The organism is Blautia wexlerae DSM 19850 (assembly GCF_025148125.1).
Lineage (GTDB): Bacteria > Bacillota > Clostridia > Lachnospirales > Lachnospiraceae > Blautia_A > Blautia_A wexlerae.
The window spans coordinates 3,708,697-3,734,964 of sequence record NZ_CP102267.1 but is presented as its reverse complement, the minus strand read 5'-3'; the positions used below and the strand labels follow the sequence as shown (position 1 = coordinate 3,734,964).

Genomic DNA, 26,268 nt, shown 5'->3' with positions numbered 1-26,268 from the left:
CATAGTCTGCTGTAATCCAAAGTGTGCCTGCCTGATGGTCAGGCAGGCACACAGGTTTCAATGTTTGATTAATAGGAAAGTTCCGGATATTTTTCTACAACTGCCTTATAGAACAGGTCGAGAGCTTCATCATAAGATGCGTTGCCTTCGAAGTAGTTCTTCATGGCATTCTGGAATTCTTCGTTGCAGCCCTGATCATAGATGCTCATGTTGCTCAGGTCGATCTTATCAGCGCCTGCACAGAACATAGCCAGAGGATTCTGTCCGCCGAGAACTGCATCGCCGTAGCTCTCGTCTTTAGCCATTTCTTCCATGGCAGGTTTATTGTTTACGAAGTCATTATCAGCAGTAACGATTTCTTTCATAACGTCAACGTTAGTTGTCATAGTTCTCATGATATCAGCAACCAGTGTAGGATTGTCTGTGCCTGTAGCTGCTGTGATCCATGTTCCGCCCCAGTAGAAGCCCTGTGGCCCTTCTGTTGCAGCCCAGCCGCCATCTTTACCAACTGAACCATCCTGGTCAGCGCTCATGGAGAAGTCGATGAACCATGCAGGTCCGAAATATGAGAATACATTGCTGTCTTTGAAGAAGCCCTTGCTCCAGTCATCACTCCACAATTCATAGGTAGCTGTTTCTCCGGCATCAACCATTTCCTTGGACATATCTACCCAGTTTTTGATATTGTCATCAACAGTGATCTTTCCGTCAACAACCCATGGGGAAGTTACATTATTAGAGAATACACGGTAGGCATCATTTACAGTGGAAGTCATCTGATAGCCTTTTTCCTTCAGCTCTTCGGCTGTTGCCTTAAATGTATCCCAGTCTGCAACTTTCTTCTGAACCTCTGCCGGATCATCGCTTCCGAATACTTCTTTTGCAATATCTCTTCTGTAGATCATAGCACCCGGGCAGCCCTGCCAGGAAAGACCTTTTAAGTTGCCATCCGAATCTGTCATAACATCTTTGGTGTACTGATACTGGTCTGCAACTTCCTCATCTGTGATTCCCAGATCTGCCACAGACATTGTATAATCTGTATTTACATATTTCAGTGCATAATCGGCTTCAACAAGGAAGAGATCGATTTTGTCATCTGCTGCTGCATCAGCCTGTTTCAGAAGAGTCTCATCCAGATTATTCTGATATGCATTGTCATCAGAAGGAGTAATGTTCCATACAACATCAACATCTCCGATCTTGCCATGAGTTCCGTCAACTTCTTCATATCCGGGATAGTGGTCAGTCAGACGGGATTTGAATTCTTCATTCCAGCAATAAATGTTTAAAACTTTACCTTCGTCAGCGGCTGCATCTTCAGCCCATGTTGGAACTGCTGTAAGACCGGCAAGCATAGCTGCTGTTAATGTAATTGCCATAGCTTTTCTCTTCATCATGTTATTACCTCCTTGTGATAATTGTTTTGGGTTGATTGTAACTTTTCAGCAGTCCACCAACTGTGAAGATACTGAAGATTTTCTTATTTTGCCAGATTTCTGACTGATGCACCGGGGAAAAGTCTTCCATCAACGGTGAATTTATCGATGATCGTTGTTTTAGGATTTTCGATAAGATCAATCAGCTTCTGTGCGGCAAGCCGTCCAATCGTTTCTGTGTCCTGACACAGAGTTGTCAGCCGTGGCTCCAGGATGCGTGCAAAAGTAAGTCCGTCATAGCCTGCAATGGAAATATCATCTGGTATTCGAAGTCCACGTTCGTGGATTTCATTGATGCCACCCAGTGCGGAGAAGTCATCCGGATAGAGGATACAGGTAGGAGGATCTTTCAGATCCAGAAGCTCTGAAGTTGCTATTGCTGCAGCTTCTGCATCTCGATAAGGAATGACTGGCATATATTCATCAGGTATATCGATTCGTTTTTTCTGGAGAGTTCTGTAAAAACTTCCAAGTCTGTTTCGTGTGACAGAGGAATCTTCTCCGTGAATATAGGCAATCTTTCTGTGTCCCCGTTCAAGAATATAAGAGACAAGTTCTTCCATTCCCTGAATGTTGTTGGAAACAACAGCAATTCTTCCATCAAATACATGATCGATAGTGACTACCGGTATCTCGGATTGTACCAGGCGCTGTACCTCTTCTGTAAAAAAATTGATACAGGCGATCACCACTCCATCGACTCCACGGTAACGGCAGTGCTCATAATAACTGAGATGCTGACCGGAGAGGTTTCCGCTGGTAAAAGTGATGTCATATCCTCTGGATTCGGCAGTGCGTTTAAAGCTTTCCAGTACATGATTGAAATAATCATGGGTGAGGCCACTCATGGCTTCGTCTACAAAAAGTACGCCAAGATTATAACTGCGTCTGGTCTTTAGTGCTCTGGCTGAGGAATTTGGAAGATATCCCATTTCTGATGCAGCCTTCAAAATAAGCTGTCGGGTTTCTTCGCTGATATCCGAATAACCATTAAGTGCTTTGCTGACGCTTGCAACAGATACGTTACATTGTTTTGCGATGTCTTTCATGGATACCATATTATAGTCCAGCCTTTTCTGTTTTTGTTTCTAAAACGTTTTCGCAAGCTAATCGTACTTTATTTTCAGATAAAATTCAAGTATTTTTGTTATATTTGTATAATTTATCCCTGTTGCACAAAAAAGAATTTATAATAATTTATTAATTTCACAAAAAACAGGCTTTAATATAACGAAAAGTTTCGCGATGATCTTACGGAAGTTAAAATAACAGTTGTGAAATATTTTGACTGCTAAAAATGTAGTTGATTTTTTTGAAAAACTGAATTATACTGTGATAAATCCAATCTAAACTATATAATAAACATATAAATTCTGAACGTATTCGTTTTCGCAAGTCTGTTTTCGGCCTTTTCTTCACAAGTGTTTATTTATTCTTTTTAAGGAGGCTTTTCAATGAAATTCGGATATTTTGACGACAAGGCGAAAGAATATGTTATCACTACACCACATACACCATTACCCTGGATCAATTATCTGGGAAGTAATGATTTCTTTTCACTGATCTCCAACACCTGCGGAGGATATAGCTTTTATAAAGATGCAAAATTGTTGCGAATTACCAGGTACCGTTATAATAATATTCCTGCAGATTCCAACGGAAAGTATTATTATATTAATGATGACGGAGTAATCTGGAATCCGGGAACTATGCCGTCTGCAACAGAAACAGATACTTATGAATGCAGACATGGTCTTGGATACAGTCGCTTCTGTTCTTCGAAAAATAATCTAAAAGCAGAGCTTCTGGTTTTTGTGCCCTCTGATGCTTCATGTGAGATCAATTGTCTGAAACTGAAAAATAACTCTGAAACTGAAAAAAATATTTCTCTGTTCTCATACGTGGAATTCTGCCTCTGGAATGCAGTGGATGACGCATCGAACTTCCAGAGAAATTTAAGTATCGGAGAAGTGGAAGTACAGGGGAGTACGATTTATCATAAGACAGAATACAGAGAAAGAAGGAAACATTACAGTTTCTTTACAGTAAATACACAGGTGGACAATTATGATACCAACAGAGATGCTTTTCTGGGAGCAGGAAACGGGAATGCTTTTCCAGAAGCTGTATGTAAGAAAAAATGCAGTAACTCTATTGCAAGCGGATGGTATCCCATTGCTGCACATCAGATAGATCTGACTCTGCTGCCGGGAGAGGAAAAAGAATTTGTTTTTATGCTGGGATATTGTGAAAATCCGGCAGATGATAAATGGGAAGCTCCCGGAATTATCAATAAAACCTCTGCAAAAGCATTGATTGAAAGATTTAATACAATGGAAAAAGCGATGCAGGCCTTTGCAGAACTGAAAAATTACTGGGAAACATTGCTGGCACGCTTTGCAGTCGTCAGCGAGAACGAACATATTGACCGCATGGCAAATATCTGGAATCAATATCAGTGTATGGTAACCTTCAATATGTCCAGATCAGCATCTTATTACGAATCAGGAACAGGACGGGGGATGGGGTTTCGCGATTCTTGTCAGGATCTTCTGGGATTTGTGCATCTTATCCCGGAGCGGGCAAGGGAAAGGATTATTGATATAGCATCTACACAGTTTCCGGATGGAAGTGCATATCATCAGTACCAGCCGCTGACAAAACAGGGGAATCTGGATGTTGGAAGCGGATTTAATGACGACCCGTTATGGCTGATCGCAGCAGTAGCAGCATATATCAAAGAGACTGGTGATTATGGGATACTTGATGTGCAGGTACCCTTTGATTGTAAGAAGGGAACAGAGGTACCGCTTTTTGAACATCTGGAGAAATCTTTTTATTACACAGTAACCCATCTTGGTCCTCACAAACTTCCTCTGATCGGAAGGGCAGACTGGAATGACTGCCTGAATCTGAACTGTTTTTCCAGTGAACCTGGAGAATCCTTTCAGACAACAGGGCCGTCGGAAGGCCCTGTGGCAGAATCTGTATTTATTGCAGGTATGTTTGTGAAATATGGAAAAGAATTTGAGGAGCTCTGTGAGCGGACCGGGCACACAGAACTTGCAAAAGAAGCAGGGAAAGCAGTGGATGAGATGTATCAGGCAGTGCTGGATAATGGATGGGACGGAGAATGGTTCCTGCGTGCCTATGATGCACAGTCTGAAAAGGTTGGTTCAAAAGAATGCGAAGAAGGAAAGATTTTTATTGAACCACAGGGATTCTGTGTTATGGCAGGAATCGGCAAGGAAGAAGGAATAGCAGAAAAAGCTCTGGACTCTGTGAATGAATTGCTGGAAACAAAGTATGGAATAATGATCCTTCAGCCGGCTTATACAAGATACCATCTGGAACTTGGGGAAATTACTTCTTATCCGCCTGGATATAAAGAAAATGCAGGAATTTTCTGCCACAACAATCCGTGGATTTCCATTGCGGAGACTGTGCTTGGAAGAGGAAACAGGGCATTTGAGGTTTATCGTAAAATATGTCCATCTTATATTGAGGAAATCAGTGATATTCACCGGACAGAACCATATGTATATTCGCAGATGATCGCGGGAGCTGATGCACCAGGATTTGGAGAGGCAAAAAACAGTTGGCTGACAGGAACTGCAGCGTGGACATTTATAAACCTGTCACAGGCGCTTCTTGGTATTCTGCCAGGATATGATGGTTTGATCGTAGACCCCTGCCTTCCGGAAACGTTTGGCGATTTTAAAGTGAACCGTCATTTTAGAGGGGCGGATTATCATATTGAGATCCATAAACCGAAAGGTGTGCAGAAAGGAGTCAGATGGATTGAGGTAGATGGTGAGAGGATAAATGGAAACCAGATTCCTATGGTCAATGGCAGAAACGAATACCATGTAATTGTACAGATGGGATAACTGATAAATAAAAGTCCCCACCCATTGCTTATTGCCTGATGCAATTAAAGCAGAGGGTGGGGACTTATTTGAACAGGTTAAAGTAAAATACCTGTTTTATTTATTTTCTTCCTGAACTTCGATTTTACGAATTGTCTTGTTTTTGATTTCTTCTTTGATGGATGTAAGGAATTCACCAAGATCTTTCATTCCTTCATCACCAAGGTAACGGCTTCTTACGGAAACCTTGCCTTCTTCTTCCTCTTTGGCGCCAACAATGAGCATGTATGGAACTCTTGCAAGGCGTGCTTCACGGATCTTGTAGCCCATCTTTTCGGAACGCTGGTCAACAGAGCAGCGGATTCCGTTTTCTTTTAACTGAGCTTCAACTTTGGCAGCATAGTCGTGGAATTTCTCGGAAATTGGAATCACACGAACCTGTTCCGGGCAGAGCCATGTCGGGAACATACCTGCATATTTCTCAATGAGCCATGCCAGTGTTCTCTCGTAGCATCCCATGGATGTACGATGAATGATGTATGGACGCTGTTTTTCACCGTTTTCATCGATATAATACATGTCGAACTGTTCAGCCAGAAGAGCATCCCACTGAATCGTGATCATAGTATCTTCTTTTCCGTATACGTTCTTGGCATTGATATCAACTTTAGGTCCGTAGAATGCAGCTTCGCCAACATCCTCTGTAAACGGAATGTTCAGTTCTTCAAGCATCTGACGGATATGAGCTTCTGTCTGATCCCACACTTCTGCATCACCGATGTATTTCTCTCTGTTGTTAGGATCCCATTTGGAAAGGTGATAGGTTACGTCCTCCTCTACACCAAGAACCTGCAGACAGTACTGTGCAAGTGCGATACAGTCTTTAAATTCTTTTACCATCTGGTCAGGTCTTACGATCAGATGACCTTCGGAGATCGTGAACTGACGTACACGTGTCAGACCATGCATTTCCCCGGAATCCTCATTACGGAACAGAGTGGATGTTTCACCGTAACGAAGAGGCAGATCACGATAGCTGTGCTGTTCTGCTTTGTATACATAGTACTGGAATGGGCATGTCATAGGACGAAGCGCAAATACTTCTTTGTCTGTTTCTTCGTCACCGAGAACGAACATACCGTCTTTGTAGTGATCCCAGTGACCGGAAATTTTGTAGAGATCGCTCTTTGCCATTAACGGAGTTTTTGTTCTGATATATCCGCGTTTTGTTTCTTCGTCTTCAATCCAGCGCTGAAGCTCCTGCATCATGATCACACCGTTTGGCATGATAAGTGGAAGTCCCTGACCGATCACGTCTACAGTTGTGAAGATCTTCATCTCACGGCCAAGTTTGTTGTGGTCACGTCTTTTTGCTTCTTCCATCTGTTCCAGATGTTCTTTTAACTCATCCTTGGAAGCATAAGCTGTTCCGTAGATACGTGTGAGCATTGCGTTCTTTTCGCTGCCTCTCCAGTAAGCGCTAGAAGAGGAGAGAAGCTTGAATGCTTTTACACCCTTTACACTCATAAGGTGAGGACCTGCGCAGAGGTCTGTCCAGTCTCCCTGGGAATAGAAAGAGATTTCGGAGCCTTCCGGAAGATCTTCGATAAGTTCTACCTTGTATGGTTCATTTTTCTCCTGGAAGTATGCGATGGCATCTTCTCTTGATTTTGTGAAGCGTTCAATCTTAGCGCCTTTTTTGATGATCTTTTTCATTTCTTTTTCGATTGCATCCAGGTCATCACGGGAGAATGGAGGGCAGTCGAAATCATAGTAGAATCCTGTATCAATAGAAGGTCCGATAGCAACCTTTGCATCCGGGAATAAGGTCTGTACTGCCTGGGCAAGTACGTGGGATGCTGTATGGCGGAGAACTGCAAGTCCTTTTTCATCTTTTGCTGTCAGGATGTTTAATTCGCAGTCACTGTCAATAACTGTTCTCAGGTCTACAACTTCTCCGTTTACTTCTCCTGCACAGGCAGCACGTGCAAGTCCCTCGCTGATGTCGTAAGCAATGTCGATTACGGATTTTGCCTCAGCGTATTCTTTTTTTGAGCCGTCTTTTAATGTTACGATCATGATGATTATCTCCTTTACGTTAGTATGGATTTGTTATAGTTGCTGTTCACTGTTGATATCCCGCGGAGCGTGTTGTTGAGAACGGAGTGAACAGTAACAGGTTTTTGTACTGCGAAGGGGTAAAAGAAAGAATAAAAAAATCCCCTACAGTACGGTTAAATACTGTAGGGGACGAGATAACATTACTCGCGGTTCCACCCCGGTTGTTCTGATACATTACTGATGGATAAATCATCTGATCAGAACCGCTTCATTCGATGGTAACGGAATCACCGGACTGTATTAAAGTCACTCAGAGGTGGTCTTCGGCTGGTTCGCGATGAAATGCTTGCACCGATATACATTTCTCTCTGTAACGTTCCTCAGCGTACTCTTCTCTTCAACGTTTTAATCCTTCTTATCTTTTCTGCCGCCTATTATAAACTTGCAAAGTGGGTTTGTCAATCAGTAAAATGCAAAAAGTTGATTTACGAAAATAGAGATTAATGTTATACTGACGAAAGTGAAAAACAATAAAAAACATGAAAGGAATCAGATAAATGAGCAGATGGGAAGAAAATATACGTAAAGTAATACCATATACACCAGGCGAGCAGCCCAATCAGCCGGATATGATCAAGCTGAATACCAACGAGAATCCGTATCCGCCGGCACCTGGAGTGGAGAAGGCGTTGAGGGAGATGGATACAGATACTATGAGACTTTATCCGGATCCTACAGCAGGAGAACTGGTACATGCCATTGCAAAGAATTACGGGCTGAAGGATGAACAGGTTTTTGTGGGAGTAGGTTCTGATGATGTGCTTGCCATGAGTTTCCTTACATTCTTTAATTCACAGAAGCCGGTTCTTTTTCCGGATATCACATATTCTTTTTATGATGTATGGGCAGACCTGTTTCGCATTCCATATGAGAGACCGGCACTGGATGAGAACTTTCATATAAGGAAGGAAGATTATTTCAGAGAAAACGGAGGAATTGTATTCCCGAATCCGAATGCGCCGACAGGTGTGGAGATGCCGCTGGAGGAAGTGGAGGATATTATCCGCCATAATCCTGATGTGATTGTGATCGTGGACGAGGCTTATGTGGATTTTGGTGGTCAGTCGGCGCTTCCATTGATTGAAAAATATGACAACCTTCTGGTCGTACAGACATTTTCCAAGTCGCGTTCTATGGCTGGGATGAGAATTGGTTTTGCGTGTGGAAATGAGAAACTGATCAGATTCCTGAATGATGTGAAGTATTCTTTTAATTCTTATACTATGGACCGTACAGCGATTGCTGCAGGTGTGGCGGCAGTTGAAGATAAAGCATATTTTGATGAGACATGTAATAAAATCATAGAGACAAGAGAATGGACAAAGAAAGAATTGAAGGCACTGGGATTCTCTTTTCAGGATTCTATGTCTAACTTTATTTTTGCTACGCATAAAACCTGTCCTGCGAAAGAACTTTTTGAGGCATTGAGAGGGCAGCATATTTATGTTCGTTACTTCCAGAAGGACAGAATTGACAATTTCCTTCGTATCACAGTTGGAACAAAGGAAGAAATGCAGAAATTTATTGATTTTTTGAAGGATTATCTGAAGTAAAAGTTAGGAGGTTTTATGGAAGCACTGGTACATTGGTTCTCGCAGAATCTGTCACAATATATTTCACCGGAAGGGGCAGTTTTTATTATTTCAATGATTCCGCTTTTGGAACTCAGGGGAGGATTGCTTGCAGCATCCTTACTTAAGATATCGGCTGCAAAGGCAATTCCACTGTGTATTGTTGGAAATATTATTCCTATTCCGTTTATTCTGTTGTTTATCAGACAGATTTTCAAGGTTTTAAAAAAGACGAAACTTTTTCGGGGGCTTGTTATAAAACTGGAAGACAGGGCAATGAGAAAGAGTGATCAGGTAAAGAAATATGAGTTCTGGGGGCTGATGTTGTTTGTGGGAATCCCGCTTCCGGGAACAGGGGCATGGACAGGTTCTCTGATCGCTTCTCTTCTGGAGATTGATATTAAGAAGTCTTCCCTGGCAATTTTTTGTGGGATTATCATGGCGACTGTGATTATGTATATTGTTTCTTATGGATTGGTGGGAAATCTGGTACATTAACCGGATCAGATAAGTTCCCTGCGGAGTAGTTATCCGCTTGACTATATTTGAACAGAAAACAGAAAAATAAGAGCAGTTCAGAGATGAAATATATTCAAAATTTTGGATAAACTCATTTCTGAACTGTTTTTGTATACCGGAAAATCAGCGGAGCAATTCTCATTATGTTATAGCTTCCGTTTTAACATATCTGCATTGGACGCAAATTTTAATGCGGTTTCTTTTGTGATTTTGTTCTGTTTATAAAGTTCCAGAAGGCTCTGATCCATGGAACGCATATGTTCATGCGCAGAAGAAGCGATAACTCCATCAATCTGATGAACTTTATTGTCCCGGATCATGTTTCGTATTGCCGGATTCAAACGCATAACTTCAAAGGCAGGGATAGTGTGCCCGTTTATATCAGGGATAAGCTGTTGGGAAATTACTGCCTGCAATACCATGGATAACTGAATGGAAATCTGCCGTTGCTGAGCCGGTTCAAATACATCTACAATGCGCCCGATAGTATTGGCGGCACCTGTGGTATGAAGACTGGACAGGATCAGATGGCCGGTTTCAGCGGCAGTCATGGCGGTTTGGATCGTTTCATAATCTCGCATTTCGCCAAGAAGGATCACATCCGGACTCTGTCTCAGAGTGGCTCGGAGGGACACCAGATAGCTTTCCGTATCTGTGCATATTTCACGCTGACTGACAATACATTTGTCATGTCTGTGCAGATATTCCAAAGGGTCTTCCAGGGTGATGATGTGACCTTCCCGGGAATGATTGATACGGTCAACAATACATGCCATTGTTGTGGATTTACCACTTCCTGCAGGTCCTGTAACAAGTACCATTCCTTTGGTAAAATCAGAAACAGACATAACATCTTCCGGAATATTGAGAATTTCGGGATCGGGAAGTTCAAAAGCAATTACCCTGATAACTGCAGCAAGAGAACCTCTTTGGCGGTAGGTATTAACACGAAAACGGGAAAGTCCGGGGATGGAAAAAGAAAAGTCATCATCTCCGATTTCCAGAAAACGGTCAAAGTTACGGTTGTTGGACATCTGATAAATCTGCCGTAGCAGGATTTCTGTATCAGCAGGCATTAACCGTTCGCCATATATTGACAGTTTGCCGTTGATTTTAAAGGAAAGCGGACGACCGGCAATGATAAAAATATCGGATGCGTGATGTTCGGTTGCGAAGGATAAATATTCAGGTGTTATCTGTTCTGTCATTTTGAATCTCCTTTGTAAACAGGTTGTCTTGTGTCCGGATTCCAGGCAGCGGTGCTGATGGTTTTCCATGTGAGAATTTCCGGTATCAGGTCGGAAGAATATGGAATGTTTATTTCTACATATATTGCCTGTTCCTCAGCAAAATCTACAGTGAAGGATAAAATCTGTGTTTTGGGATCCCATCTGGCATCCGGATATTGTTGTGTGACAGACGACATCAGGGTATTATAAGTCTGTTGTTTTTGACAGTCCGTAAATGCCTGTTGAGCGTAGGCTGTCAGTTCCTGATATTTTGAGGAAGCAGCAGAGCAGGCGGTATAATAGGCGGTGGTCTGTTCAAGCGCAATCCGGCTGGTCTGCAGATCCTGTTCGGAAGTATTAAGAGTCAGCAACGCAAGGATGACCAGACAGAGTACGGAGAAAATCGTACACATGGATGGGATTCCCACAGAGAGGAACGAGGTTCTGTTTTTATTCATGGCTGACCGTCCTTTCTGATGTAAAAGGGAAGGTGACAGAAAGCTGATATAAATTGTCGTGCTGCGAGTTGTAAAAATTTATATCTGCAGTTTTTTCTGTCTCAGAAGCAGCCGGCTGTATGGTCATGGTATATTCAGCCGAATTTTCTGTACAGGGATTCCAGCTGTCATCATAGTAATATTGCAGCAGAGCGCCGGAAGTTTTTGAGGGCTGTCCGAATATACTGATAAATGATGAAAGCTGACCGTTCCACCCTTCCAGAGTTTCGCCGGCAGAAGTGACCAGCTCCTGGATGTGATTAAGTTCTCTGGCTTCTTCTCGCTGCGTTTTTGCTGCTGCAAAGATTCTGACGCAGACAGTGCAGGTAAGTGCAAGGATGAGAATGGAAAGAATCATTTCTATTAAAAACAGGCTGGATTTTGAATGTGTGATTAATTTTTTCATGCTTGAAATCTCCTGTATGATGCCAGTATGTCAGAAACTGTTGTTGCCAAAACCAGAGTGCAGCAGCAGGCTGCTGGTATTACCGTCTGGATCTTTAAGGGTAATACGGTAGAATCCGTCTGTCTCCTGCTGAATCTGAAAATCACTGAGACTGGCAATATTTGTACCCATCTGTGCGGATGGTGTATTTCTGGCAGCAGTAAAAAGCTCTTTCAGGTGCTGCTCCTTCAGATAAATATAAGTAATATACTGTTGATCGTTTACTGTATCAGTCATACAGAGTGCCGGAGAACCATCTACAGTGTCTGTGAAAATGCTCTGCGAACTGTCATGCTGGTGAAATTTGACAGATATGTAGGAGGAAGCGGTATACAGGTTGTTGTTCTGCTGAGTTCCTTTTGTCGCTGTCCGGTAGGCCTGAGCTGAAAAAAGAAGCATCACGAGCAGAAAGATCAGGAAAAGTCCAAGCAGTACAACTGTGAAAAGTCTGCAAACGGAATGACTGTGGCTGCTGGAGCGATTCAAATTCATAGACTGCCTCCTTTTCCGGAAGAGAGAACCAGTACGCTGATGGAAGGAAGAAGATTGGAGCCGGACGGAACATATTCAACTACAAATTTATCTGTATCATAAGAAATATTGTAATCGTGCAGTAGCTCTTCCAGGCTCAGGGGATAATGACCTGTAAGTGCATAAGCTTGTATTGCGCTTTGCTCCAAAGCCTGTTGCAGAGAACTTTGTTCCCGGGAAATGGTTTCCCTGCCTGCACAGGAAATTCCCAGATAAAAGATCAGACAGAGAACAGCCGGTATAATAACAGGCAGAATGTTTCGCAATGTTCTTCTGAGACGTGTATGTCCTGTTTCAAATATATCCATATCCATTACCTCACATAACAATTTCTGAAAGAATTCCAAGCAAAGGCATCATAACAGAGAGAAGAACCAGTCCGACCAGGAGAGAAAAGATGATAACGATGGAAGGTTCTGCGATAGAAAGAATGTTTCCTGTTATTGTGAGCGCCATCTCACGATACCGGATGGCAAGTTTGCTCATGACTTCATCTGCTGTACCTGTACGTAATCCGACTGTGATCAGACGTGCATTCAGTCCTTCAAAGAGGCCTGACTCTGAAAGCGCATCTTCAAAAATGACACCATCTTCCAGAAGCTTCTGTGCTTTTTCGGCTTTTTCTCTGATATTCGGATGTGAAAGAAGCTTCTGTGCCATTTCCAGTGTGACAACATGATCCAGACCACTGTGGATTCCCATGGCAATTGCCTGAGTCAGACGTGCATAGTCAGCGGAAATGGGAATGTCCTTTATGCAGGGTAATCTGCCTGAGAGCCGGCGCAGATAAAAGCGTCCTTTTTCTGTAAAGAAAAGGGCAGAAAATCCGGCGGTGATTATAAGAATTAAAATAAGTAAAACAGCAGAATAACGGCTGATAACATTTCCGGCGTTTAAGAGTCCGTTGGAAAAGTGATTCATTTCCAGACCCATCTGCCGGAAAACCTGTTGAAAGACAGGAAGGACTTTTACCAGAAGAATGATGATGACTGTCCCCATCATAGCAAGCATAATCAGCGGATATGTGATCGCACTGCGAATATTTTCAGATATTTCTATTTCCTGATCATAATGTTCGGACAAACTTTTTAAAACTTCATCCAGACATCCGGTTTCCTCTCCGATATCTATATAGGAAATCATAGATTCCGGAAAGTATCCGGAATTTTTTAATGTCTGTGAAAAGGAGCCGTTCTGCTCAAAATCTGTCAGTAAAAGCTGAAAGAAATCTTTTCCGCGTTGTGTGCGGCTGTCATCCAGCATTAGTTCAAGCCCCTCGGCACAGGAAATGCCGGAGTGAAGAAGAATAGAAAACTGTTCACAGAAGTGAAAAAGTTCTTCATTGGTCAGTTTGTTTTTTTGACGCATAAATTGCCTCCTGAAGGTTTGGGTCAGGTCAGGACCAGATATTCAGCTCCTGATCTGATATCCGTGAGTTGCTATGGTTAACGTGTGAACTGTACGCTGTAATTGTCATCGTCCCCTATGTATTGCTGAATGTTTTCTTTATCCTTGCTGTTGGAATCGAAAGTGGGATCCATACGTGACCAGGATTCGCCACTGAATTCTACAGCTTTGTCAACCCAGCCTTTTGAACGGATATAAACGCTGATCCAGGCGTGTTTTACTGTGCCTGAATATCCGATCTGCAGCTTACAGGGAATATCCCTCGCACGAAGCATGGCAGTGGTGAGAGCTGCATAGTCAAAACAGATTCCTTTCCCTGATTTCAGTGTCGAATCCACGTCCGGAATATAACCGGAGTCTACAGTATCTGCCAGATCATAATCATAAGTAAGATTCTGGACTACATAATTGTAAACAGCCTGAAGGGCATCCACATCGGAGGCATCTTCAGAGATGATAGAAAGTGCCAGTTTGCTGGAAGCGGAGTCGGGTGTAAAGTTGACATACTGGTTTGGATAAAGAAAAGGCAGGAATTCATTTTCTAAGCTGACTTCCAGAGTATCTGCAAATAATGCTGCATATCGGGAGCCGTCAATCTGTTGATAACAGCATATCTGATAAGTGCCGCTTCCACTGGAAAAAGGAATGACTGCGCTTTTCCCGGGACTGACAAAATATGAATAGACCGCTTCATTTTCGCTGGTGAGCTGGACATTCATCTTCTGACTGTCAGAATCAGAAATTGCGGTGAGGTATCCTTGATCTGCATTGGAAATATCCAATGTCAACGGGGATGCTCCTAATGTTTTCTTTCCAGGTGCTTCCGGTACAAGAACCTGAAGCGGGGAATAAACAGGCGGTTCTTCTTTTTGGCCGGAAGAAGTGCTGCAACCGGTCAGAAGAAATAGAATCAGTATGAATGCAATAAAGGGGCGGATATGAAAAATCCGCATGTGTATTTTCCTCACTGTTTATTTTAATTTGATATCTTTGGACTATTCAGCAGATTTACTGTGTAAATCGTGATTACGTCATGTTTGATCCGGATATCACATAAATATCGTTACTGGTTACTGCTCACAGTATATCAGATTTTACGTGAAAATTGTACAAAATTTAATATTTATGTTAAAATTCGGGTTAGGAATATTGACAAAATGAAGAAAAAAAGTATATACTTACAATAAAGGCAAACCTGTTGAAAGGCAGGGACGCAAAGCCAGGGGTCTAAGGTCGTAAGAAGACTATGATAGCCGGTTGCCGCATTTAATTCCGATTTTGTGATGCGATTTCAGAAAATAAGAAGAAGGCTGTCAGCTGTCAGTCGATTTTGTGGTAACCGTTTATATTTTAAATATAGGCGGTTTTTATAATTTTCGGAAGTGCATCCATATAGAGGTATTGTCAGAAAGGATGTGTAAAGATTATGAAGAAGAGAATAGTCGAATTATTAAAGAAGAAAAAAATAGCAGCAGGTCTTACTGCGGTAGTGCTTGCTGTTGCAGTAGGCGGTGTAGCTGTTGTACAGCAAAATCAGATTCCGGAACTGCCGTCCTATACGGATCCTGTGATGGAGACCACTATTGATGAAGAGGAGACACCTCTTGCAGCACAGCCAAAGGTAAATACTCAGACGAGTAATAGTACTTCTACCAAAAAGGTTAAAATGAAAAAAGCTGCAACAAAAACTTATACAAAAACTCTTCCTGCTACATCAGTGACTTCCAAGAAAACATCTCAAAGTTCAAATGCAACTGTGGTAACTCAGACAACTGTTATAAAAAGGATTACAGAAAAATATACGAAGAAATCAAAAGTGAAAGTGGTTACAACAGCATCTACTACAACCGTAACGACTACTACAACAGCAAAAACAGATACATCGGCAGGTACAAACATGACTGTTGCATCCGGTAATTCCGATAATTCTGTAAAGGGAAGTATTGATGTCGGACAGTATGCATCAAGGGCAGACAGCCGCGTACTTAATGCATACAGAACCCTGGGCTTCACAGCAGAGGTGAATCCATCTGTTTCCTATTCCGGGTATTATGATACCCGCAACAGAAAGATCACACTCAGGAAGATGGATGATACAATTTATCATGAATTAGGACATTTTGTAGCGTTTATTTCCGGTAATACAGATCAGACAGCCGAATTCAAAGCAATTTTTGCTCAGGAGAAGACACTGTATACAGCATTTAATAAAGCCTATGTTACACAGAACAGTGCAGAGTATTTTGCGGAGTCTTTTAAAGAATACACACTGAATCCGACAGTATTGAAATCTTCAAGACCGAAAACCTATGAAGCGGTTAAGAATGCTGTTGATAAGTTTACAGATGACCGTATTGCAAGAATACAGAAAACCTACAGTGTGATCTGGAAGTAACTGATGGAATTTTTTGATAAATTTTATAACAGTATTACCGGAAATCCGGAGACATATTTTATGTCTCCGGATTTCTGCTTTTATGTCGATAATATCAGTTTTATGACGTATAAAACAGCTTGCCAATAATAAAGATTTGGAATAATATGGTATTGTCAATTATGAAGAAGATGTGCTAAGATAAATATAAAGATACCGGTGTGCAGACAGGATTACTACAGGAATTAACTTGTCGACACAGGAGCAGGAGTATAATTTTCCTGCGATATGCATTGCTGCAGATCTGATATTCGTGTCACTTCAGACAGATTATCCCACTAACTGTTACAGGAAAAGTTAATAAAGAATAAATTACTCAGATACATAGGAAATCAGAAAAACAAAAATAAAAATAATTATCAATATTAACAATCAAAACAAAAAGCAGAGGATTATTTTATGAGAGAAAAGTATGAATCATTATCACTGGCAACTTTAAAGGATTTGGCAAAAGCCAGAGGATTAAAAGGGGTTTCAGCATTGAGAAAACCGGAATTGATCGAGAGAATGCTTCACGAAGATGAACTGGAAGGTGAGACAAAAAAACAGGAAACAGTCCGGGAGAAATCGCAGCAGAGTGAAGTGGAAGGTAACGGAGAGAGAATCCCCCAGTATAACAAAACACCGGAACGTACACAGTATCATGCCCCGGCAGAGGCAGTACAGCTTGACAGTGGAGAGAGAGCAGACGGAATCCTTGAGGTACTTCCGGATGGATATGGGTTTATCCGATGTGAGAATTATCTTCCGGGGGAAAATGATATTTATGTATCACCTTCTCAGATACGCAGATTTAACCTGAAAACAGGTGATATTATTAAGGGGAATATCCGTATCAAAACACAGGGAGAGAAATTCAGTGCCCTGCTATATGTGACCTCTATCAACGGATTCCATCCCAGTGAAGGGCAGAGACGATATAATTTTGAAGATATGACACCGATTTTTCCAAATGAGAGACTGATAATGGAAAGACCGGGTGGCACAGTTGCCATGAGGATTGTAGATCTGATCAGCCCTATCGGCAAAGGACAGAGAGGAATGATCGTATCTCCTCCGAAAGCAGGTAAGACAACTTTGCTGAAAGATGTGGCAAAGTCTATTCTGAGAAACAATCCGGACATGCATCTGATCATTCTTCTGATCGATGAGCGTCCTGAGGAGGTTACAGATATCAGGGAGGCCATCTGTGGCGATAATGTGGAAGTCATTTATTCTACATTTGATGAGCTTCCGGAACATCATAAACGTGTGTCTGAAATGGTAATAGAACGTGCACGTCGTCTGGTGGAACATAAAAAAGACGTTACAATTCTTCTTGATTCTATTACAAGACTGGCAAGGGCATACAACCTGATCATACCGCCCAGCGGACGAACTCTTTCCGGTGGTCTGGACCCGGCGGCTCTTCATATGCCGAAACGTTTCTTTGGTGCGGCCAGAAATATGAGAGAGGGCGGAAGCCTTACTATTCTTGCTACAGCGCTTGTGGATACGGGAAGTAAAATGGATGATGTAATTTATGAAGAATTTAAGGGAACCGGTAATATGGAACTGGTGCTTGACCGAAAACTGCAGGAAAAGCGGGTATTCCCTGCAATTGATATCCAGAAATCCGGTACAAGAAGAGAGGATCTGCTGCTGAGTAAAGAAGAACAGGAAGCGGTTTACATTATGCGAAAAGCCCTCAATGGAATGAAGTCAGAAGATGCGGTAGAACAGATCCTGAATATGTTTACCCGTACGAAAAATAATGCTGAATTTGTGCAGACTGTAAAAAAACAGAAGTTTATCTGAAACGTTGTAAAAAAACAGTTACTGTTCGCTCCGTTCTCAGTAACAAAAATATTAAATAAATTTTAAAATAAATTTTAAAATAACTTGCATTCCATGGGACGATATGTTATACTCATAAAGCTGTTTAATAGTAAATTCGTCAAATGAATACGAATAGAAAATAGAATCTTTACAGAGAGGTGAAAATCATGAGAGAAGGAATCCATCCTAATTATTATCAGGCAACTGTAACCTGCAACTGTGGTAACACATTCGTAACAGGATCTACAAAACAGGACATCCACGTAGAAATCTGCTCTAAATGTCATCCATTCTATACAGGTCAGCAGAAAGCAGCTCAGGCTCGTGGACGTATCGATAAGTTTAATAAGAAATACGGCCTGAACAAATAATCAGAATATAGTAAGAATTGAGAAGGTTGAGGTTGGGAAATCTCAGCCTTTCTTGTTTCTTTAGGAGAAAATAATGAAATCATCGAACATCGGCGGTCAGGCTGTAATGGAAGGCATTATGATGCGCCATAAGGATAAATATTCCATTGCTGTCCGCAGACCGGACAATGAGATTGAATTAAAAGTAGAAGATTACAAATGTGTATTCGGAAATGCAAAATTTCTCAAATATCCACTGATCCGAGGTGTGGTAAGCTTCGTGGATTCTCTGGTGGTCGGCACAAAATGTCTGATGTATTCAGCAGAGATCGCAGGGGATGAGGAGGACGAAGAGGATAAGCAGAAGAATGCTGCTCTTTCAGAAGAGGAGCTTGCTGCAAAAAAGGCAAAAGAAGATAAGCAGTTCAAATGGCTGTTATATGTGACAGTTGCTGTCTCAATCGTGGTATCAGTTGCCGCTTTTATGTTGCTGCCATACGCCCTTGCAAGTCTTTGCAGAAGGGTTGGCGCTTCGGAATTTGCAGTTACAATAGTTGAGGCATTTGTAAAGCTTGCATTGTTTATGGGATATATGCTTCTGATTTCCAGAATGAAGGATATTCAGAGAACATTTATGTATCATGGAGCAGAGCATAAGTGCATTAACTGTGTGGAACATGGACTGCCGCTTACGGTGGATAATGTTCTTGCAAGCTCCAGACTGCATAAGAGATGTGGAACCAGTTTTCTGTTTCTGGTTATGCTGGTCAGCATTTTTCTGCATTTTATTTTTGTATTGGTTCCATTTTACTGGGTGAGACTGTTTGGAAGACTTCTTATGGTGCCGGTTGTAGCAGGAATATCTTTTGAGATTATTCAGTGGGCTGGAAGATCAGACAGCAAACTTGCTGACTTTTTCAGTAAACCGGGTCTGGCAATGCAGAAACTTACAACTAAGGAACCGACAGCAGATATGGCAGAGGTTGCGATCAGGGCTGTAGAGGCGGTTTTTGACTGGAAAGCATATCTGAAGGAAGAATTTGGAGTTGAAGCAGAACAATGAACGGAGAAACTCTGACAGGATTATTAAAAAAAGGACAGATGATCCTTGCACAGGCGGGGATTAAGGAAGCCGGGCTGGATGCCTGGCTTCTCCTGGAATATGTCACAGGAAAAAGCCGGGCGTATTATTTTGCATACGGAGAAGAAAGTGTCACAGAAAGTGTTGCTGAAAGATATCTGGAACTGATCAGCAGACGTGCGGGACACATACCGCTGCAGCATCTGACGCATCAGGCTTTTTTTATGGGGCATGAATTTTATGTGGATAAGAATGTACTGGTACCCAGACAGGATACGGAAACACTTGTGGAGTCCGCTCTTGAATGCATGAAAGCTGTGAAAAATCCATATATTCTTGATATGTGTACAGGATCCGGCTGTATTCTTATCAGTATTCTGAAGGAGAGAGCTGATGCACACGGAACAGGCGTGGATCTGTCAGATGAGGCACTGAAAGTGGCTGTGCGGAATGCACGGACACTGGAAGTGGCAGAGCATGCGGAATTCGTACAGAGTAATCTGTTTTCTGAAATGCAGAACATTGTGTACGGAACAGAGTATATGAAAAGGACTGCTGTAAAAGATACTGTAAAAATGACAGAATGCGAAAATAGTAATAGAAATTATAGCAGAGCTTATGATATGATTATATCAAATCCGCCATATATTCCTACGGCGGAAATTGAAGATCTTATGGATGAAGTAAAATTGCATGATCCGCGTATGGCACTGGATGGTATGGAAGATGGACTTTATTTTTACAGGGCTATCACGAAACAGGCACAGGATCATCTTGTTCCGGGTGGCTGGCTTTTGTATGAAATCGGATGCAGCCAGGGAGAAGATGTGGCAGCTCTTTTGCGGAAATATAAATTTGAAGATATTGAGATAAGGCAGGATCTGGCCGGGTTGGACCGGGTGGTTCTGGGGCGAAAGAAATTACAGGAGGATAAATATGTTTGATAAATTAGACGATCTGCTCATTCGTTTTGAAGAGGTGCTTAATGAGCTTGGAGAGCCGGGAGTTACCGATAATCAGGAACATTTTCAGAAGCTGATGAAAGAGCAGAGCGATCTGCAGCCGATAGTAGATGCTTACCGGGAGTATAAGAAAAACAAAGAAACGATACAGGACAGTCTTTCCATGCTTGAGGAAGAGAAAGATGAAGATATGCGGGAAATGCTGAAGGAAGAACTGTCTGAGGCAAAGAAGAATGTAGAGGAACTGGAGCATGAACTTAAGATCCTTCTTCTTCCGAAAGATCCTAATGATAACAAGAACGTTATTGTGGAGATCCGTGCAGGTGCAGGTGGGGATGAAGCTGCCCTTTTTGCAGCAGAGATTTACCGTATGTATGTGAAATATGCAGAATCCCGCCGCTGGAAAACAGAAATGATGAGTCTCAATGAGAACGGAATCGGCGGATTTAAGGAAGTAACATTTATGATCACAGGTGCAGGTGCTTATTCCAGACTGAAATATGAAAGTGGTGTACATCGTGTACAGCGAGTTCCGGAAACAGAATCCGGCGGACGTATCCATACCTCTACCTGTACAGTTGCTATTATGCCGGAAGCAGAGGAAATCGATTTTCACCTGGATATGAATGACTGTAAATTCGATGTGTTCCGTGCATCCGGAAACGGCGGACAGTGTGTCAATACAACAGACTCTGCTGTGCGACTGACACATATTCCTACCGGAATCGTAATTTCCTGCCAGGATGAGAAGTCACAGCTTAAGAATAAAGATAAAGCGCTGAAAGTTCTTCGCTCCCGTCTGTATGAGATGGAGCTTGCCAAACAGCATGATGCTGAGGCAGAGGCAAGAAGAAGCCAGATTGGAACTGGTGACCGTTCAGAGAAGATCAGAACTTATAATTTTCCACAGGGACGTGTGACAGACCACAGAATCAAACTGACACTGCACAGACTGGAGAATGTTCTGAACGGGGATCTGGATGAGATCATTGACAGTCTGATCGCAGCAGATCAGGCAGCAAAATTAAGTAATCTTCAGGATGCGGAATAGAATATTGCGGAGAGGGTATGTGACAGAAGATGACTGAAAAAGTATTGATATGAGAGAAGAATGTCAGGAGGAAAATATTTATGCAGAAAACAGCACTTGTAATTATGGCGGCAGGAATCGGAAGTCGTTTTGGAAAAGGAATCAAGCAGCTTGCACCGGTGGGAACATGTGGAGAGATTATTATGGATTATTCCATCCACGATGCGCTGGAAGCCGGATTTAACAAAGTAGTGTTTATTATCCGTAAAGATCTGGAAGAAGAGTTTCGCAGAGTGATCGGCGAGCGTATTGAGAAAATTACGGAAGTAGAATATGTATTCCAGGAGCTTGATGATCTGCCGGAGGGATTTACGAAACCGGCTGACCGCACAAAACCCTGGGGAACCGGACAGGCTGTACTTGCTGCAAAGAAGGTTCTGGATGAGCCATTTATTGTTATCAATGCAGATGATTATTATGGGAAAGAAGCTTATGTGAAGGTGCATGATTATCTTGTGCAGGAACGGCAAAAGGACGGAAAACTCCACATCTGCATGGCCGGTTTCAGGCTTGGAAATACATTGAGCGATAATGGAAGCGTTACCAGAGGAATCTGCCATATTGAGAATGGACGGCTTACAGGTGTGACAGAGACGCATGATATATTTAAGACTGCCACAGGTGCAGAGTCAAGAAATGCGGACGGAAGTGTGCAGGAACTGGATGTAAAGGATCTGGTGTCCATGAATATGTGGGGACTGACGCCGGACTTTATGGAGGTTCTCGAGAAAGGATTTGCAGAATTTCTCAGTGGACTCGCACCGGAAGATACAAAAAAGGAATATCTGCTTCCGGAGTTAGTTGACCATCTGATCAAAAATGAAAGTGCTGAAGTTGATGTCCTGGAGACAAAGGATACATGGTTTGGTGTAACCTATCAGGAAGATAAAGAAACAGTAATGAGAGCATTTAAAAATCTTACAGAAGCGGGTATATATCCTCAGGGACTTTATCAATAAGTTAAGCAGATATCTGCAGCTTTCGCAGGAGACATGTCTGATCTGATTAAAAGCAGTTTTGGGTGTGATCCGGGAAATACAGTATGCAGTGCAGAAACAGAGGATATTGTAAAAAGTAAAGGAGAGCAATTATGGGAAAATATTTTGGAACAGATGGATTTCGTGGAGAAGCAAATGTTAAACTGACAGTAGATCATGCATTTAAGGTGGGGCGCTACGTAGGCTGGTATTATGGAAGAGACCATAAAGCTAAGATTGTTATTGGAAAAGATACAAGAAGAAGCAGTTATATGTTTGAATATGCACTTGTTGCAGGTCTGACAGCGTCCGGTGCAGATGTATATCTTCTTCATGTAACGACGACCCCAAGTGTTTCCTATGCAGTACGTACAGAGGATTTTGACTGTGGTATTATGATCTCCGCAAGCCATAATCCATTCTATGATAATGGTATCAAACTTCTCAATGGAAACGGACAGAAGATTGAAGCGGAAGTAGAAGCAAGGATTGAAGCATATCTGGATGGCCTGATCGAGGATCTTCCTCTGGCAACCAAAGAAGATATTGGACGCACTGTGGATTTTGCTTCAGGAAGGAATCGTTATATCGGACATCTGATCTCTATTCCAAGCAGGGATTTCAAAGGCATTAAAGTAGGGCTTGACTGTGCAAACGGAAGTTCTTCAGCTATTGCAAAGAGTGTATTTGAGGCACTTCAGGCAAAGACTTATGTGATCAATAACCAGCCGGATGGTACAAATATCAATACAAACTGTGGCTCTACCCATATTGAAGTCCTGCAGAAATATGTTGTGGACAATGGATTGGATATCGGTTTTGCTTATGATGGTGATGCAGATCGCTGTATTGCTGTTGACCATAAGGGAAATGTGGTCGACGGTGATAAGATTATGTATGTATGTGGAAAATATCTCAAGGAGCAGGGCAGATTAAAAGATGATACAGTAGTAACCACTGTTATGTCAAACCTCGGTCTGTACAAATCTCTGGAGAGAGAGGGTATGAAATATGAGCAGACTGCAGTAGGAGATAAATATGTGGCAGAGAATATGATGGAGAATGGATACAGTCTTGGCGGTGAGCAGTCCGGACATATTATTTTCAGCCGTTACGCTGCAACAGGTGATGGAATCCTTACTTCTCTCATGGTAATGGAAGCGTGTGTAGAGAAGAAAGCAACTCTGTGTGATCTGGCAAGGGAAATGAAGGTTTATCCACAGCTTCTCAGAAATGTCCGGGTGGCAGACAAGAAGACTGCGAGAGAGAATCCGAAGGTAGTTGCTGCTGTAGAGGAAGTTGCAAAGAAACTGGGAAGTGATGGGCGTATTCTGGTACGCGAGAGTGGCACAGAACCATTGATTCGTGTTATGGTAGAAGCCGGAACAGATGAACTCTGCCTTGAGAATGTTGATCATGTAGTAAAGGTAATGGAATCTGAAGGATTGCTCATTGACTGATTTACTGGCAAAGGAATTACATGTATAACAGAAAAAAAAGATTATTTCTGACTGCTGTCTGCTTAAGCCTTGGACTTCTGACAGGCTGCAATGTGGGAAATACAAAGAATTATAAACAGGCTGCACAGGATCTGGAACAGGGAAATTATGAGGCAGCACTTGAAGAATACGAGACAGCAATTTCTGAAGGAGTGAAGCCTGCACAGTCGTACAGAGGTGCAGGCGTAGCAAAACTCAAGCTTGGAAACTATGAAGAAGCCATAACATATTTCAATGATGCGCTTAAATGTGACAAAGTTGGCAAAGCATTAAAGAAAGATATTCTGTCGTATAGAGCTGTGGCTTATCTCAAAGTAAAGGATTATGAGGCAGCGCTGGAAGACTGCCAGACTCTGGCAGAAAACTATAAAATGGATGCGGATCTGTACTTCCTTACGGGAGAAACAGCATTGGCCATGGATTCCTATGAGGAAGCTTCTGCTAATTTTGAACAGGCCTACGGCGAAGATGCAACTTATGACAGAGCTATCCAGATCTACGGGGCATATCTGAACAGGGATATGGAAGCAGACGGAACCCGTTATCTGGAAGCTGCTTTGTCAGGAACTGCAAAAAATGCAGAGGATCATTGTGACCGCGGCAGAGTTTATTATTATATGGATGATTATGAAAATGCTGAAAGTGAACTGAAACAGGCCATAGACGGCGATAATACGGAGGCACTGGTTCTGCTTGGTATGGTATATATGGATAAAGGAGACAGCGCAAATGCAAAAGCAATGTTTCAGCAGTATGTATCACAGGCAGAAAACGGAGCCAAAGGATTTAACGGACTTGCACTGTGTGATATAGAGGATGGGGATTATGACAGTGCCCTTTCTGATATAGAAAGCGGAATCCATGTGGCAGGAGCGGAGGATATGCAGAGTCTGCTGTTTAATGAGATCGTAGTCTATGAGAAGAAACTGGATTTTCAGACTGCTTTGCAGAAAGCACAGGAATATCTGGAATTATACCCGGAAGATAAAACTGTTAAGAAGGAACTTGCATTTCTTAAAACGCGTGTGTAATATCTATCTGACTGAGGAGAATTTATGGAAGAATTTGGAAAGCTTGAAGAACGGGTGGTTCTTGTGGGAGTGCAGACGGATGATCATGATAATGTGGAAGAATCCCTGGATGAACTGAAGGAGCTTGCATCAACTGCGGGAGCTGTTACAGTGGGAAGAATCATTCAGAATCGTGAGTCTGTGCATCCCGGAACTTATATTGGAAAAGGAAAGATAGAGGAAGTACGTGCACTGGTATATGCTATGGATGCAACCGGAATTATCTGTGATGACGAACTTTCTCCTGCACAGCTGAATAATCTGGAGCGGGAACTGGACTGTAAGGTGATGGACAGGACATTATTGATTCTGGACATTTTTGCAGCGAGAGCTATAACCAGTGAGGGTAAAATACAGGTAGAGCTTGCACAGCTTCGTTACAGATCTGCCCGTCTGGTCGGTCTCAGGGAATCTCTTTCCCGTCTGGGAGGTGGAATCGGAACCAGAGGTCCGGGAGAGAAAAAGCTGGAGACAGACCGTCGTCTTATCCGTACAAGGATCTCTGCTTTGAAGCAGGAATTATCCCAGGTGGAGAAACACAGGGAACTGATCCGTTCCAGCCGGGCCAGAGGCAATATGAAGACTGCTGCGATCGTAGGATATACAAATGCGGGAAAATCTACGCTGCTGAACACACTGACAGGCTCAGAGGTTTTATCAGAGGATAAACTGTTTGCTACACTGGATCCAACTACCAGACTTTTAAATTTGAAGGACGGACAGCAGATTCTTCTCACAGATACGGTTGGATTTATCCATAAGCTTCCGCATCATCTGGTCGAAGCATTCAAGAGCACATTGGAAGAGGCCAAATATGCAGATTATATTATCCATGTGGTAGATTCTTCCAATCCGCAGGCAGAGATGCAGATGCATGTGGTATATGAGACATTAAAAGAACTGGGAGTGATGGGAAAGAAGATCATCACACTCTTTAATAAGCAGGATGCGCCGGGGGCATGCGTACTGCGAGATTTTAAATCAGACTATACGCTGAAGGTCTCTGCAAAGACAGGCGAGGGTCTTGCAGATCTGAATGATCTTCTGGAGAAGCTTCTTGCTGAAGAACAGATTTATGTGGAGCGCCTTTTCCCTTATCAGGAAGCAGGAAAAATCCAGCTGATCCGCGAATATGGGCAGCTTATCTCAGAGGAATACACAGAGGAAGGGATTGCTGTGAAGGCAAGGGTGCCGAAAGAAATCTACGCCAGAGTTGTATAAAAAAATATTTTGAAAAATAAGAAAATACCATATATTGTGCCTTTTGCGAAAATGAGGAACATTATGTGGTATTTTTGCGTGTTGACGAACCGGTGATACTCTGATACAATGAACCTACAGTGTTACTCAGAGCAAAGT

The 26,268-nt window shown here is 42.4% G+C and carries 24 protein-coding genes, 1 riboswitch and 1 other annotated feature; of the genes, 14 read left to right on the top strand and 10 right to left on the bottom strand.

The window, feature by feature from the left end; all coding sequences use genetic code 11:
- Window positions 1-68: 68 nt before the first annotated feature.
- On the bottom strand, window positions 69-1,397 hold the full coding sequence (locus NQ550_RS17340; RefSeq protein WP_025579254.1) for a type 2 periplasmic-binding domain-containing protein: 1,329 nt from the start codon (window positions 1,395-1,397) through the stop codon (window positions 69-71).
- An 86-nt stretch (window positions 1,398-1,483) separates the two neighbouring features.
- Window positions 1,484-2,497, bottom strand: coding sequence for a LacI family DNA-binding transcriptional regulator (locus tag NQ550_RS17335; RefSeq protein WP_025579252.1), 1,014 nt, complete (start codon window positions 2,495-2,497; stop codon window positions 1,484-1,486).
- Between the two features lie 396 nt (window positions 2,498-2,893).
- On the opposite strand from NQ550_RS17335, the gene NQ550_RS17330 reads away from it, so the two are divergent.
- The gene (locus tag NQ550_RS17330; protein WP_025579251.1) at window positions 2,894-5,329 is read left to right on the top strand and encodes a glycoside hydrolase family 94 protein; all 2,436 of its coding nucleotides are present in this window, start codon (window positions 2,894-2,896) and stop codon (window positions 5,327-5,329) included.
- Window positions 5,330-5,425: 96 nt separating this feature from the next.
- Here NQ550_RS17330 and thrS read toward each other — a convergent pair whose 3' ends face one another.
- The gene (gene thrS / locus NQ550_RS17325) at window positions 5,426-7,387 is read right to left on the bottom strand and encodes a threonine--tRNA ligase (protein WP_025579249.1); all 1,962 of its coding nucleotides are present in this window, start codon (window positions 7,385-7,387) and stop codon (window positions 5,426-5,428) included.
- A gap of 164 nt (window positions 7,388-7,551) precedes the next feature.
- Window positions 7,552-7,779: a binding site (T-box leader), on the bottom strand.
- A gap of 147 nt (window positions 7,780-7,926) precedes the next feature.
- Here thrS and hisC point away from each other — a divergent pair.
- Together hisC and NQ550_RS17315 are read left to right on the top strand one after the other, a co-directional pair.
- Window positions 7,927-8,982 carry a histidinol-phosphate transaminase gene (gene hisC, locus NQ550_RS17320; RefSeq protein WP_025579247.1) on the top strand — a complete coding sequence of 352 codons (1,056 nt, stop codon included), beginning with the start codon at window positions 7,927-7,929 and terminating at the stop codon, window positions 8,980-8,982.
- A 15-nt stretch (window positions 8,983-8,997) separates the two neighbouring features.
- Entirely contained in the window at window positions 8,998-9,498 is a 501-nt protein-coding gene (locus tag NQ550_RS17315) for a COG2426 family protein (RefSeq protein ID WP_022380515.1), read from the top strand.
- Window positions 9,499-9,665: 167 nt separating this feature from the next.
- Here NQ550_RS17315 and NQ550_RS17310 read toward each other — a convergent pair whose 3' ends face one another.
- The 7 genes from NQ550_RS17310 to NQ550_RS17280 form a co-directional block, all read right to left on the bottom strand.
- Window positions 9,666-10,727 carry a type IV pilus twitching motility protein PilT gene (locus NQ550_RS17310; RefSeq protein ID WP_025579246.1) on the bottom strand — a complete coding sequence of 354 codons (1,062 nt, stop codon included), beginning with the start codon at window positions 10,725-10,727 and terminating at the stop codon, window positions 9,666-9,668.
- On the bottom strand, window positions 10,724-11,206 hold the full coding sequence (locus NQ550_RS17305; RefSeq protein ID WP_025579245.1) for a hypothetical protein: 483 nt from the start codon (window positions 11,204-11,206) through the stop codon (window positions 10,724-10,726). The genes NQ550_RS17310 and NQ550_RS17305 overlap by 4 nt, the downstream gene beginning before the upstream one ends.
- The gene (locus NQ550_RS17300; RefSeq protein ID WP_022380512.1) at window positions 11,199-11,651 is read right to left on the bottom strand and encodes a hypothetical protein; all 453 of its coding nucleotides are present in this window, start codon (window positions 11,649-11,651) and stop codon (window positions 11,199-11,201) included. The genes NQ550_RS17305 and NQ550_RS17300 overlap by 8 nt, the downstream gene beginning before the upstream one ends.
- 30 nt (window positions 11,652-11,681) lie before the next feature.
- Entirely contained in the window at window positions 11,682-12,182 is a 501-nt protein-coding gene (locus NQ550_RS17295) for a DUF4860 domain-containing protein (RefSeq protein ID WP_025579242.1), read from the bottom strand.
- Window positions 12,179-12,529, bottom strand: coding sequence for a hypothetical protein (locus NQ550_RS17290; RefSeq protein WP_022380510.1), 351 nt, complete (start codon window positions 12,527-12,529; stop codon window positions 12,179-12,181). The genes NQ550_RS17295 and NQ550_RS17290 overlap by 4 nt, the downstream gene beginning before the upstream one ends.
- 10 nt (window positions 12,530-12,539) lie before the next feature.
- Window positions 12,540-13,589 carry a type II secretion system F family protein gene (locus tag NQ550_RS17285; protein ID WP_025579240.1) on the bottom strand — a complete coding sequence of 350 codons (1,050 nt, stop codon included), beginning with the start codon at window positions 13,587-13,589 and terminating at the stop codon, window positions 12,540-12,542.
- 77 nt (window positions 13,590-13,666) lie between these two features.
- Window positions 13,667-14,581, bottom strand: a complete 915-nt coding sequence (locus tag NQ550_RS17280; protein ID WP_025579238.1) for a transglutaminase domain-containing protein — start codon at window positions 14,579-14,581, stop codon at window positions 13,667-13,669.
- A gap of 225 nt (window positions 14,582-14,806) precedes the next feature.
- Window positions 14,807-14,893: riboswitch (cyclic di-GMP riboswitch) on the top strand.
- Between the two features lie 161 nt (window positions 14,894-15,054).
- On the opposite strand from NQ550_RS17280, the gene NQ550_RS17275 reads away from it, so the two are divergent.
- From NQ550_RS17275 to hflX, 11 genes are all read left to right on the top strand, one after another.
- A complete protein-coding gene (locus tag NQ550_RS17275) occupies window positions 15,055-16,023 on the top strand; it encodes an anthrax toxin lethal factor-related metalloendopeptidase (RefSeq protein ID WP_242833601.1) in 969 nt (322 codons plus the stop codon).
- Between the two features lie 438 nt (window positions 16,024-16,461).
- Window positions 16,462-17,859 (top strand): transcription termination factor Rho, encoded by a 1,398-nt coding sequence (rho, locus tag NQ550_RS17270; protein ID WP_025579236.1) that lies wholly within the window; start codon window positions 16,462-16,464, stop codon window positions 17,857-17,859.
- Window positions 17,860-18,047: 188 nt separating this feature from the next.
- A complete protein-coding gene (gene rpmE / locus NQ550_RS17265; RefSeq protein ID WP_020993628.1) occupies window positions 18,048-18,251 on the top strand; it encodes a 50S ribosomal protein L31 in 204 nt (67 codons plus the stop codon).
- 73 nt (window positions 18,252-18,324) lie between these two features.
- On the top strand, window positions 18,325-19,293 hold the full coding sequence (locus NQ550_RS17260; protein WP_022380506.1) for a DUF1385 domain-containing protein: 969 nt from the start codon (window positions 18,325-18,327) through the stop codon (window positions 19,291-19,293).
- Window positions 19,290-20,255: a peptide chain release factor N(5)-glutamine methyltransferase gene (prmC, locus tag NQ550_RS17255; protein WP_008706447.1), complete on the top strand. Its 966-nt coding sequence runs from the start codon at window positions 19,290-19,292 to the stop codon at window positions 20,253-20,255. The genes NQ550_RS17260 and prmC overlap by 4 nt, the downstream gene beginning before the upstream one ends.
- Window positions 20,248-21,324 carry a peptide chain release factor 1 gene (gene prfA, locus NQ550_RS17250; protein ID WP_008706449.1) on the top strand — a complete coding sequence of 359 codons (1,077 nt, stop codon included), beginning with the start codon at window positions 20,248-20,250 and terminating at the stop codon, window positions 21,322-21,324. The genes prmC and prfA overlap by 8 nt, the downstream gene beginning before the upstream one ends.
- 80 nt (window positions 21,325-21,404) lie before the next feature.
- Window positions 21,405-22,322 (top strand): nucleotidyltransferase family protein, encoded by a 918-nt coding sequence (locus NQ550_RS17245; protein WP_025579233.1) that lies wholly within the window; start codon window positions 21,405-21,407, stop codon window positions 22,320-22,322.
- A 33-nt stretch (window positions 22,323-22,355) separates the two neighbouring features.
- Entirely contained in the window at window positions 22,356-22,508 is a 153-nt protein-coding gene (locus NQ550_RS17240) for a hypothetical protein (protein WP_154108134.1), read from the top strand.
- Window positions 22,454-23,800, top strand: a complete 1,347-nt coding sequence (glmM, locus tag NQ550_RS17235; RefSeq protein ID WP_008706453.1) for a phosphoglucosamine mutase — start codon at window positions 22,454-22,456, stop codon at window positions 23,798-23,800. Before NQ550_RS17240 ends, glmM begins: the two co-directional genes overlap by 55 nt.
- 20 nt (window positions 23,801-23,820) lie before the next feature.
- Window positions 23,821-24,870, top strand: a complete 1,050-nt coding sequence (locus NQ550_RS17230; protein ID WP_025579231.1) for a tetratricopeptide repeat protein — start codon at window positions 23,821-23,823, stop codon at window positions 24,868-24,870.
- A 24-nt stretch (window positions 24,871-24,894) separates the two neighbouring features.
- Window positions 24,895-26,130, top strand: a complete 1,236-nt coding sequence (hflX, locus tag NQ550_RS17225; RefSeq protein ID WP_025579229.1) for a GTPase HflX — start codon at window positions 24,895-24,897, stop codon at window positions 26,128-26,130.
- The last annotated feature ends 138 nt before the right edge of the window (window positions 26,131-26,268 follow it).